Source organism: Amycolatopsis vastitatis (assembly GCF_002234595.1).
GTDB lineage: Bacteria > Actinomycetota > Actinomycetes > Mycobacteriales > Pseudonocardiaceae > Amycolatopsis > Amycolatopsis vastitatis.
This window is the reverse complement of record NZ_NMUL01000086.1, coordinates 1-10,573: the sequence shown is the minus strand read 5'-3', so window position 1 is coordinate 10,573 and position 10,573 is coordinate 1. Positions and strand designations below refer to the sequence as shown.

10 protein-coding genes and 2 pseudogenes are annotated in these 10,573 nt (G+C 67.8%); 7 read left to right on the top strand and 5 right to left on the bottom strand.

Translation table 11 applies throughout. From position 1 onward, the window contains the following. The first annotated feature begins 359 nt into the window (after positions 1 to 359). Entirely contained in the window at positions 360 to 980 is a 621-nt protein-coding gene (locus CF165_RS48255; protein WP_093954326.1) for a chemotaxis protein CheB, read from the top strand. A gap of 89 nt (positions 981 to 1,069) precedes the next feature. Here the strand turns inward: CF165_RS48255 and CF165_RS51585 are convergent. Both CF165_RS51585 and CF165_RS48240 read right to left on the bottom strand, forming a co-directional pair. Then, positions 1,070 to 1,327 (bottom strand): annotated as a pseudogene (locus tag CF165_RS51585) (EamA family transporter); the annotation flags it as partial. Between the two features lie 347 nt (positions 1,328 to 1,674). Beyond that, positions 1,675 to 2,040 (bottom strand): EamA family transporter, encoded by a 366-nt coding sequence (locus tag CF165_RS48240; RefSeq protein WP_093954323.1) that lies wholly within the window; start codon positions 2,038 to 2,040, stop codon positions 1,675 to 1,677. Between the two features lie 147 nt (positions 2,041 to 2,187). On the opposite strand from CF165_RS48240, the gene CF165_RS48235 reads away from it, so the two are divergent. After that, the gene (locus tag CF165_RS48235; protein ID WP_205661229.1) at positions 2,188 to 2,505 is read left to right on the top strand and encodes a hypothetical protein; all 318 of its coding nucleotides are present in this window, start codon (positions 2,188 to 2,190) and stop codon (positions 2,503 to 2,505) included. Between the two features lie 122 nt (positions 2,506 to 2,627). Here the strand turns inward: CF165_RS48235 and CF165_RS52340 are convergent, their stop codons facing one another. Next, positions 2,628 to 2,828 carry a zinc-binding dehydrogenase gene (locus CF165_RS52340; protein WP_205661228.1) on the bottom strand — a complete coding sequence of 67 codons (201 nt, stop codon included), beginning with the start codon at positions 2,826 to 2,828 and terminating at the stop codon, positions 2,628 to 2,630. A gap of 157 nt (positions 2,829 to 2,985) precedes the next feature. After that, positions 2,986 to 3,573: a helix-turn-helix domain-containing protein gene (locus CF165_RS48225; protein ID WP_093954322.1), complete on the bottom strand. Its 588-nt coding sequence runs from the start codon at positions 3,571 to 3,573 to the stop codon at positions 2,986 to 2,988. Between the two features lie 76 nt (positions 3,574 to 3,649). Here CF165_RS48225 and CF165_RS48220 point away from each other — a divergent pair, with 76 nt between their 5' ends. The 3 genes from CF165_RS48220 to CF165_RS48210 all read left to right on the top strand — a co-directional run bounded on the left by CF165_RS48220 (position 3,650) and on the right by CF165_RS48210 (position 7,076). Beyond that, positions 3,650 to 4,648, top strand: a complete 999-nt coding sequence (locus CF165_RS48220) for an NAD(P)/FAD-dependent oxidoreductase (protein ID WP_439098561.1) — start codon at positions 3,650 to 3,652, stop codon at positions 4,646 to 4,648. Between the two features lie 215 nt (positions 4,649 to 4,863). Then, positions 4,864 to 6,363 (top strand): MFS transporter, encoded by a 1,500-nt coding sequence (locus CF165_RS48215; protein WP_093954321.1) that lies wholly within the window; start codon positions 4,864 to 4,866, stop codon positions 6,361 to 6,363. Positions 6,364 to 6,479: 116 nt separating this feature from the next. Further along, on the top strand, positions 6,480 to 7,076 hold the full coding sequence (locus CF165_RS48210; protein ID WP_093954320.1) for a class I SAM-dependent methyltransferase: 597 nt from the start codon (positions 6,480 to 6,482) through the stop codon (positions 7,074 to 7,076). Between the two features lie 452 nt (positions 7,077 to 7,528). On the opposite strand, the gene CF165_RS50900 is transcribed toward CF165_RS48210, so the two are convergent. After that, the gene (locus CF165_RS50900) at positions 7,529 to 8,197 is read right to left on the bottom strand and encodes a hypothetical protein (RefSeq protein ID WP_143268898.1); all 669 of its coding nucleotides are present in this window, start codon (positions 8,195 to 8,197) and stop codon (positions 7,529 to 7,531) included. A gap of 499 nt (positions 8,198 to 8,696) precedes the next feature. Here CF165_RS50900 and CF165_RS48205 point away from each other — a divergent pair. Both CF165_RS48205 and CF165_RS48200 read left to right on the top strand, forming a co-directional pair. Next, positions 8,697 to 9,622: pseudogene (locus CF165_RS48205) on the top strand (IS30 family transposase); the annotation flags it as partial. A gap of 293 nt (positions 9,623 to 9,915) precedes the next feature. Next, on the top strand, positions 9,916 to 10,323 hold the full coding sequence (locus CF165_RS48200; RefSeq protein ID WP_093954319.1) for a MarR family winged helix-turn-helix transcriptional regulator: 408 nt from the start codon (positions 9,916 to 9,918) through the stop codon (positions 10,321 to 10,323). The last annotated feature ends 250 nt before the right edge of the window (positions 10,324 to 10,573 follow it).

Genomic DNA, 10,573 nt, shown 5'->3' with positions numbered 1-10,573 from the left:
GGAACAGAAAATCTGAACTCACCGCGTTCACCCGGGACGACCGCGCCGCAGAGCACCGCGGACGGGGCGACGTACGCCGAATCCGGCACCACCGGCCACCGCCCCCGATGCTCGATCAGCATGATCCATTCCCTCCAGGCTGATCCTGGCCAACCGTGGGACGACAATGGTGCACCGGACGCAACTCGCCCATCACGGACACTCGGCTGCCGCGCGGGCCGCGAGCCAGGCCAGTCGGCGCACCGCGATTCGGCGGAGCGGCTTTCGACCCATCGCGGTATTGCGGCATCAGGTCCCCGGATGTCACGGTGGTTCTTCTAGTGCCAGGAGGCGACCGTGACAGCACAACACGGCCTGTCATGAACCCCGGCCGGGTCAAGCCTGCACCACACCACGATCTGCCGGTCGTCGCTTTGGTGGCCTCCGCAGGCGGGCTGCAGGCCTTGTCCTCGGTGCTGCGGAACCTCCCTTCAGACCTTCCCGCTGCGGTCCTCATCGTGCTGCACCAAGCCCCGCAGACCCCAAGCCAACTCGCCGAGATTCTCGATCGCCACACCTCCTTGCCCGTCCGTCAGGCCGTCGACGGTCAACGACTGACGCCGGGGACCGTCCTGACCACGCCACCCGGTCGGCACCTGATAATGGTTTCGCCGCACGCCGTCGGCCTGATCGAGTCCGGCGCCCTGCCACCGGCACGTCCCTCGGCCGACCTGCTCCTGGCCACCATGGCCGCAACCTGCGGGCCACGAGCCTTGGCGGTCGTCCTCACCGGCCACGGCACCGACGGACAAGCCGGAACCCGCGCCATCGCCCGCTGCGGCGGCACCGTGTTCGCCCAAGACCAGCCCAGCAGCACCCAGTTCGCCATGCCCGACGCGGCCATCAGCACCGGCCTGGTCCACGCCGTCCTCCCGCTGGCCGACATCGCTACCGCGATCTCCGCCCATACCCGTACGCGGCCCACGACCGCACCTCGCTGACGGAACCAGCCCCGCCGCTGGACATGCGAAGGGGCCGGCGGGCATCGTCGACCACGTCCGTGAACACGCGGCACGCTGCGTCGGTGAGGTCAACCGGACGCCGACGAGTCGAGGTGCTCCCGCACCGATTCGCGGGGACCTCGGGTGACCAGGGCGACGCCGATCGCGGCGAGGGCGAAGCCCACGATCGCGGCCGGGGTGAGGTGCTGGCCGAGGATGGGAACTCCGGCCAGGGCGGTCGCTGGGGGCACGAGGAACAGATAGCTGGTCGCGCTGGCGCCGGGTTGTCGTTTGAGGATGTAGAAGAGCAGGACGAACGCGGCGATGGATCCGACGAGGGCGAGCCAGGCGACAGATCGATCGCCGCGACGGTGAGCGGCAGCGCGAAACCGCCGGAGACCGCGGTGAAGGGAATGATGCTCACGGTCGCGGCGAGCATCTGGATGAACATCCCGGTCCGCAGGTCCATGTCGTCACCGAAGCGTTTCTGCTAGAGAGTGCCGCCGGCCGAGCCGGCGAGACCGGCCACTGCCGCGAGGATGCCGGCGGCGGTACCGAAGCCGGCCAGGTCCGAGCTGACCGCCGCGGTGACGCCCGAAACCCCAACACCAGACCGACGACCTGCAGGGCCGTAGTCGTTCACCGAACAGGGAGACGGCTGCGGCAGCGACCACCAGCGGTGTGGCATCGGTGATCAGCGAGGTGATTCCCGCGGACACCCCCAGATCAGGGCGACGAAGACCCCGACGAACTGGCACGTTTGCAGCAGAACGCCGGTGACGATCAGGTGAATCCAGGTGGCCGGGCGTCGGGGCCACCGGCCGCGCTCGGCCACCGCGATGACTCCCAGTACGGCCGAGGCGGTGAGAAACCGCCAGAATCCCAGCGTCCCGGGCGCGACGGTGCGGGTACCGATGCTGCCGACGAGGAAGCCGCTGCTCCACACGGCCACGAAGACGACGGCGAACGCTGCCCGGCCGAGCCATACCGGGCGCACGCCTCGGGTGCGGCGACCGTCGGGTTGTTCCGTGGCCTGTCCGGCCCGGTTCGGCGCCGTCATCGGCGGGTTCCTCCCTCGTCCGGCGTGTGACGGCCGAGTTAGGCGCCCTTTGTGTGACTTCCTCCTTACTGGCCGGAGCGCGTCGCCGGCGGATCAACTGGTGCGCTCGGTCCGTTAGCGCGAGGTCGTCCGCCGCCTCGGGTGGCCGTGGCGGCGCTGCGTACCCCTGCCGAGCAGGGGATCTCCGACTTCTCGCGCTGGTTCACGATCCTCTCATTTCTTTCCCTGCTGCCGGATGTCGCCGAACAGCACCGGGTCCTGCGCCGCCGTCTTGCCTTCCTCGAGGCCCCGCCAGCTTCTTCTATGACGGCGACACGCCGCTGCGCGGACCAGGTCACCGACCCGTACCGGCGTGGCATGCTGCTGACTGCCCGCGCTCTCAGCCGCACCGCACGTGCCTGGCTCCACGAAACCCTCGACGCCAGCGTCCACGGCCGCGTGCTCATTGACATCGCGCACCCGTAGGCGGATCCACGGCAGTCGACGGGAGCCTCGTTCCATCCGGTCTTGAGCACCGTTCGTCTGGCCGACGACCTGCCGATCATGCGGGTGATCGGCAGGTCGTGGGCCGTAGACGCAGTCGGGTGTCAGTGGCTGATGACGACCTTGCCGAAGTGAGCGCCGCTCTTCAGATGGTCTGCTGCGGCGAGCGCCTCCTCGAAGGGAAAGACGCGGTCGATCACTGGCCGCAGCTTGTGCGCGGCGATCACCCTGTTCATGTCCTCCAGGTCGCTCCTGCTGCCACCACCGATCACGCGCAGCGTTACCTGGGCGTAGAGGAGGTCCACGATGTCCAAGCCCGTTGTGGCCGGCGAGACGTTGCCGACCAGTGAGATGAGCCGCGGTAGGCGACCGCCGCGAGCGACTGTGCGATGGTTCCCGCGCCGCCGACCTCCACAGCTGGCATTGAGCTTCCCCTGAGCGTTTGTTCGAGTGGGGCGGAGGTCAGTCGGGTCGGTAGCGGGCTTTGATGTGGAAGCGTTCGCCCTGGGGGCCGAGGATGCTCAGGAATTCCACGGAGTGTGCGTCGGCGTTGCCGAACCAGTGCGGGAGGTGGGTGTCGAATTCGGCGACCTCGCCGGCGGTGAGGACGAAGTCCTGGTCACCGAGTATCACTCGCAGCCGTCCGTTGAGGACGTAGAGCCAGTGGTAGCCCTCGTGTGAGCGTGGATCCGGTTCGAGATGGTCGGTCAGGCCGGCTGGCAGGGTCTGCTTGCGCACCTGCAGCCCGCCGGGGTTGCGGGTCAGCGGGATGACGGTCATGCCGTTGTGGCTGAATGGGCGCGGATACACGCGGGGGTCGCCGCTGGCGGGGGCGCCGACGAGCTCGTCGAGCGGCACCTGGTAGGCCTTGGCCAGGGGCAACAGCAGTTCCAGGCCCGGTTTGCGGTGCCCGGACTCCAGCCGGGACAGGGTGCTGATCGGGATACCGGTGGTCTCCGATAGGGCGGTGAGGGTGGCTCCGCTACGGCGGCGCAACGCGCGCAGTCGTGGCCCGACCGCGGCCAGCGCGGCGTCGAACTCATCGCTCATGCACCCCATTGTGACCCCGACTTTGCAGTTTTCGCAAAGAACTTTGTCATCGTGTGGTAGTCGGGGCAGGTTGGTCGTGGAGGTGGTCACGATGAGTCATAAAGGTGGCCCCGGCGCCGATGGCCGGTATGACGTGGTGATCGTCGGTGGCGGGCCTGCGGGGTTGAGCGCGGCACTGATGCTCGGGCGTGCTCGACGGTCGGTACTGGTGATCGACGACGGCGAGCCGCGCAACGCGCCTGCGTCGCACATGCACGGGTACCTCTCCCGCGACGGAGCGCCGCCGGGAGAGTTGCTCGCGGCCGGACGCGGCGAGGTGGTCGGCTACGGCGGCGAGATCGCCCCCTCCCCCGGCCGGGCGGAGTCGGCGACATGGGACGGCGCCGACTTCGCGGTCGGGTTCGACACCGGTCGCACCGTGCGGGCGCGGCGGCTGCTGGTCGCATCGGGGATTGTCGACGAGCTGCCCGAGGTTCTCGGCCTGGCGGCGCGGTGGGGGGGTGATGTGCTGCACTGCCCGTACTGCCACGGCTGGGAGGTCCGCGATCAGCGGATCGGTGTGCTGGCCACCAGCCCGATGAGCGTGCACCAGGCCTTGTTGTTCCGTCAGTGGACTGACCGGCTGACGCTCCTGCTGCACACCGCCCCGCCGCTGGATGAACAGGACGCCGAGCGGTTGGCAGCGCGGGACATCACCGTCGTTCATGGCGAGGTCGAGGGTGTGGAGGTGGCCGACGATCGCCTCAGCGGGGTCCGCCTGTCGAGGGGCGAACTCATCCCTCTGGATGCGCTCGCGGTGGCACCCCGCTCGGTGCCTCGGTCCTCGATCGTGTCCGGGTTGGGGCTAGCACCGACCCCGCACCCGTCGGGAATGGGTGAGTACATCGCTGCGGACGACACCGGCCTGACCCAGGTGCCGGGTGTGTGGGTGGCGGGCAATCTCGCCAACCCCGCGGCCAACGTGATGGGCGCGGCGAACGCCGGCGCGATCGCCGCCGGCGCGATCAACGCGGACCTGATCACCGAGGAGACCAACACCGCGGTCCAGGCCAGACGGCACCCCGTTCTCCCCTGAGTCCGAAGCCCGCCTGTGCGAACAGGTGATGGGCGACCGTCGCCACGGCCTCTAACCGGGCCGACAGATTCGCCGCCGCGGCAGGGCGTCACAAGGCTGCCGTTCCCACGACCCGCCGGTCAGCCCCGGTCTCGCTGCGCACGCGCGCCAACACCAGCTGGCCGCGTGCGGAATCCCGTCCTCATTACCGAAGGCTTCGTTCAAGGAAGGTATTCATGTCCGAAACAGTCGCGGCGTCCTCCGCACGCGGAGGTACAGCCGGTACGCCCGGCGCGGGGCGCTGGTGGATTCTTGCTGCCCTCTCGCTCGTGCAGCTGATACTGGTGCTCGATTCCACCGTGATGAACGTCGCCCTGCCCTCCACACAGGCCAACCTGGGCTTCACCGACGCCGACCGGCAGTGGGTGATCACGGCCTACGCGCTGGCCTTCGGCGGTCTGCTCTTGGTGGGAGGCCGGCTGAGCGACACCCTCGGGCGCAAGCGCATGCTGCTGGTCGCGATGGGCGGTTTCGTCGGAGCCTCGTTGCTCGGCGGCTTGGCGAGCGGGTTCGTCATGCTTGTCGTCGCGCGCGCCCTGCAGGGGGTGTTCGGAGCTCTGCTGGCTCCGGCCACGTTGTCGCTGCTGGCCACGACTTTCACCGAGTCATCGGCCCGGGGGAAGGCCTTCGGTGTCTTCGGTGCGGTGTCCAGCAGCGGTAGCGTCCTCGGCCTGTTGGTCGGCGGTGCGCTGACCGAATATCTGGACTGGCGCTGGTGCCTGCTGGTGAACGTCGCGCTCGGCGTCATCATTGTGGCCGCTGCCGCGGTGCTGTTGCCCGCGGACGAGCGCGGTCAGGCCCGTACGCACTCCGACCCGCTTGGTGTGTTCGCCTCCGTGTTCGGTGTTTTCGCCGTGGTGTATGGGTTTTCCGCGGCTGAGCACAGTTCGTGGACCAGTACGGTGACCGTGGGCTCGATCGCCCTTGGTGTCGTCCTACTGGCACTGTTCGTGTTCGTCGAGACCCGAGTTGCCCATCCGGTGCTGCCCATGGGGGTGGTGCTGGACCGGAACCGGGGCGGGGCGTACCTGATGGTCGCCATCGCCGGTATCGGCATGTTCGGTGTCTTTCTCTTCCTGACCTACCACCTTCAGCAGGTCCTCGGCTTCACCCCGCTGGCGACCGGAGTGGCGTTCGTGCCCATGATCGGCCTTCTGGTCATCGGATCGATCGTGGCCGGCGGTGTCCTGCTGCCCCGCATGGGACCTCGCGTCATCGTCATCACCGGACTCCTCCTCGCAGCGTCGGGCACAGCCCTGTTCACCGGCCTGACCAGCGACAGTGGGTACGCCGGCGGCATCCTTCCGGGACTGATCATCACCGGCGCCGGCTTCGGTCTGGTGTTCGGTCCGGCGATGAACCTGGCAACCCACGGCGTGGCCCCAGCCCAATCCGGAGCAGCCTCGGCCATGGTCAACGCCGGTCAGCAACTCGGCGCGGCCGTCGGCACCGCCCTGCTCAACACCATCGCCGTCAGCGGCGCGGCAGGCTACCTCGCCGGCCAACCCCGAACCCCGGACCTGGCCACGCAGGCGACCATCCACGGCAACCGCGTCGCCTTCTGGGTCACCGCGGGCGTCTTCACCGCCGGCGCCATCCTGTGCGGCCTGATCATCCGACCGGGCCGCGATCTGGGAACAACGACTAATGACAACACCCCGGCCCCGGCCGCCTGAACCCCACCGCCGAGCCGTTCACCTCCATGACCGCAACACGCAGCTGCCCAGAGGTCATGGACGATCGGGCGCCACGGCCTGCGTCGACACGCGCTACCAGCCAAGGAGAGAATGATATGGACGCACCATCCTGGGACGAGATGTACCGCAGCCGCGACCAGGTTTTCAGCGGTAACCCCAACCCAGTGCTCGTCACCGAAGTGGCCGGCCTGCAGCCAGGACGCGCGCTCGACGTCGGATGCGGTGAAGGAGCCGACGCGCTCTGGCTGGCCGGGCGCGGCTGGCAGGTCACCGCAGTGGACATCTCACCCACCGCACTGACCCGCGCCGCCACCACCGGCGCGGACCTCGCCGGCCGCGTGAGGTGGACACGGGCTGATCTGATTACCACGCCACCCCCTGCCGGCGTGTTCGACCTGGTCTCCATCCACTACTTCCCCCTCCCACGTCAGCCGGACCAGGCCGCGCTGCGCGGCCTGCTGGCCGCTGTCGCGCCCGGCGGCACCCTGCTCTTCGCCACTCACGATCTCGCCGGCCTGTCCCCCCGCCCCGGATTCGACCCGAGCGACTACTACCAGCCGAACGACATCGCCAGGCTCCTCGACGACAACTGGACCATCCACGTCAACGAAACCCGCCCACGAACTGCCCCTACCCCCGCAGGCACACACCACACCCACGACACCGTCCTGCGAGCGCAACGGCTTCGGTGACGCGCCTCCCACCTTCCCGGACTGCGGACCTCATACCTGCTGCTCTCGGCCGTTCGGCCGTTCGTGAAAGACGCCCTCAACCGGTCCACTTCGGCATGAAATGACATATTCGCTGGTCAGAGCACTACAAGAGCCCACCACGAGCCCACCCAAGATCACGTCGAAGCTCGCAAGGTCCACAGACACGAACATCCCCGCTGGTCAGCAGGGATGTCGATCGGGTGGGCCGCCTGGGCTCGAACCCAGAACCTACGGATTAAAAGCGGGAAATCAATGTCGGCGAGTGTCGCTATGTGTCATCCAATGCCGATAAACGCAGGTAGGCCGACCTTTTCACCGCCTTTCAGTGTCGTCAAGTGTCGCATAGTGTCGGGCACTACTCCAGCAACGGAGCCCCATCGTAGACGCACTGGCCGTGATCCTGGTCCATTGTGGACCGACGTGAGCCACGATCAATGCGTGTCCGCGCGCAGCTCCGGCGCCGCATCGAATAGCTCGTCGAACTCGAACAGGACGCGGTAGGGAGCGCCCTCAGATGCATGCCGCGTCGAACGAGGCAAACATGCGAACGGCGCGGACGCGGATCTGCTTGCGGGGATCCTCGGCCGCCACGTTCGCCAGCCGCCGCCGGTACTCCTGCCACGGCGTGTACGAAGTCGCCCAGACGGCGAGGGCACGCAACCGTTCCTCGGGATGGTGTAGGCAGTCGCGAACGCGTTCGAAAACGGCTGGGTCGAACTCCTCCGGAGCCGCGATAGCGAGCCGGATGAGCGCGCGTCCTTTCTCGTCGAACCCGAACCCCGGTCGACCTCCATGAGCAGCCGGGCGAGCGGCCACGAGGGCAGAGCCCGTTCGAGTACGCCGATCAACGCTTCGGCCTCGCCCTTCGTGGCGCCGACGGCGAAGGCGTAGCTGTTCTGCGTGATGTCGTCTTCGCAGAGGCGGACTGCCGAGGACGTCTGCCCTGTGCTGAACACGATCTCCCTCGGCGCGTTCTCGATACACCGGCCGGGCGTCTCCGCCACGATCCGCCACCCACGCCGGTCGCCGAACTCCACAACAGCGGGTAACGCGGGGTGTTCGACGAAGACCACGCGTCGCGTCCGGAACGTGTCCGTCATGATCGCGAATCTATCGATCGGTCACAGGGCAGTAGGACAAGCACCCATTCTCAGGGGACGGCGCCCGTGCGCTCGACACCCGTGGCGCCGACCGCCAGCGGCTGCGCGCAGCGACCATCCATCGTGAACGGAGTCTCGATCGCCACCCTGCACCCGCACGGACCCTATAGACCCACGGCGTGGGGACTGGACCCCGGGATGGTCGCAGGCGCTCGGCTCAAGGCACCGCGACTCGGCTCTATCCGGAAGGCTGAAGCCTGGACTCTCCCGGAAGCCAAAGAGGAAGGCCGGCCCGATGACGACGCCCATCACCGTGGTCACGAACTTGGTCACGCTGGACGAGGAGCCCATCACGACTGCTCAGCGATGCTTTGAGATGGCACCGCCGCCGAGCTGCACATTTCGTAGTTGCGGCATTCCGCCGTGATCTCGGCCGCCGCCTGAGCCGCGATGAAGAAGTCGTCGGCCAAAGGTGAGAGATGTGATGCCGCCACAGGTCTACCGTGCCCTGGTCGCACAGTGGAAAGCGCAGCAGGCAGCGAAACGCCCGAAGACCGCGAAGCTTGCTGGCGACGACAGGCTGCGTGAGTACGTGCAGGAGCGGCTGGCCGGTGCCGTCTGCCGACACGATGGCACAGTCGTCGCCGGGCCTGAGACCGCGTGGAAGGGGCTGAACAAGCCGCATCGGCAGGACAGACGGTGGGCGACGGCGTGGAGTCCGGAGCAGATTTCTCATCGGCTCCCGGTTGATTTCCCCGATGATGAGTCCATGCGCATCAGCCACGAGGCGATCTACCAGTCGCTGTTCATCCAGGGGCGCGGTGCGCTCAAGCGAGAGCTGGTCGCGTGTCTGCGCACCGGCCGGGCCCTGCGGGAACCGCGAGCCCGATCACGCAACAAGCCACAGGGGCATGTCAGCGCGGATGTCGTCCTCAGCGAACGCCCCGCCGAAGCCGCAGATCGCGCCGTTCCAGGACATTGGGAAGGGGATCTGATCATCGAGACGGGCCGGTCCGCGATCGGCACGCTCGTCGAGCGCAGCAGCCGATCCACGCTCCTGGTGCACCTGCCCAGGCTGCAGGGCTGGGGAGAGAACCCACCGGTGAAGAACGGTCGATCGCTCGGCGGCTACGGCGCCGTCGCGATGAACGCCGCGTTAGCTGCCTCGATCACACAACTACCCCAGCAATTACGGCAGACCCTCACCTGGGACCGCGGGAAGGAACTGTCCGGGCACGCGCAGCTGACCCTCGAGACGGGGACGAGGGTTTCTTCGCCGACCCGCACTCGCCATGGCAGCGACCGACCAACGAGAACACGAATGGCTTGCTGCGCCAGTACTTTCCGAAGGGCACCGATCTGTCCCGATGGTCGGCCGAGGACCTCGAAGCCGTCGCCCGCACGATCAACAACCGGCCCCACCAGCCCTGTGATCAGCGGCTTGCGAGGATGCCGCGCGGTCAGCAGCGTGACCACCGGACCGCCGACCATCATGCCGACGGCGTAAGCGGTCGTGAGCAGCCCGGCGGCCGAGAGCGGCACCGACAGCCCGGTGGCGACATCGGGAAGGATCCCCGACACTACGAACTCGCCGGTCGTGAGGCTGAACACAACGAGCAGCAGGGAAAAAATGAGCACGCGAACCCCCAGATAGTTCGAGTTAGCATTATTCTAACTAGAACTATCACAGCTCGAACCGTGCGCGCTAGAGTCGGGACATGGCGAGCGAGGACATCGATCGGGACGTGTGCAAGCTGGTCCACGGGCTCGCGCGCACGCTCGACGGCCATGTCCGCCGGGTGGCGGACGAATTGGGCCTCACCCCGAGCCAGGTGGTGGCGCTGCGCGAGTTGTCGGAGCCGATCACCGCGCGCGAGCTGGCCGCGCGGATGGCGTGCGAAGCGTCGAACGCGACGTTCGTGCTGGACCGCCTTGAGGAGCGCGGCCTGCTCAACCGCCATCCGCACCCGACGGACCGCCGGGCCAAGGAGATCGTCCTCACCGCCGAAGGGCTCCAACGCCGGGAACGGGCGTTGGAGCTGCTGGGGGACCATTCACCCCTGGGCTCACTGCGGACTGACCAGCAGGAAGCGTTACGGGACTTACTGAAGGCCCTGGACGCCTGACGCCGCCGGCGGACGCGGTGGACGACGAGGCATCGTCACCTCATGCTTCCAGTCGCATGCCGCGGTGCATCGTGGCAAAGGTGGTCCGGCCATGCCACTGACCGCGCAGCCGCGACACTCGCACATGCCGATGAGCGTACATATCGGCTCCGGCGGGAGACGAGGTGCGACAGCCGGTATCGGCGACCAGTTGGTGGCCGGTCGCCGATACCGGTCAGGTCAGGCCTTTGACGTGCCGAGCCGGCCAAAA

Bases quoted from the DNA above. Each gene is read 5' to 3' on its own strand.
- CF165_RS48225 (WP_093954322.1), bottom strand. From the start codon at position 3,573: ATGAGCGATGAGTTCGACGCCGCGCTGGCCGCGGTCGGGCCACGACTG.
- CF165_RS48210 (WP_093954320.1), top strand. From the start codon at position 6,480: ATGGACGCACCATCCTGGGACGAGATGTACCGCAGCCGCGACCAGGTT.
- CF165_RS48215 (WP_093954321.1), top strand. From the start codon at position 4,864: ATGTCCGAAACAGTCGCGGCGTCCTCCGCACGCGGAGGTACAGCCGGT.
- CF165_RS48200 (WP_093954319.1), top strand. From the start codon at position 9,916: ATGGCGAGCGAGGACATCGATCGGGACGTGTGCAAGCTGGTCCACGGG.
- CF165_RS48255 (WP_093954326.1), top strand. From the start codon at position 360: ATGAACCCCGGCCGGGTCAAGCCTGCACCACACCACGATCTGCCGGTC.
- CF165_RS50900 (WP_143268898.1), bottom strand. From the start codon at position 8,197: ATGACGGACACGTTCCGGACGCGACGCGTGGTCTTCGTCGAACACCCC.
- CF165_RS48240 (WP_093954323.1), bottom strand. From the start codon at position 2,040: ATGACGGCGCCGAACCGGGCCGGACAGGCCACGGAACAACCCGACGGT.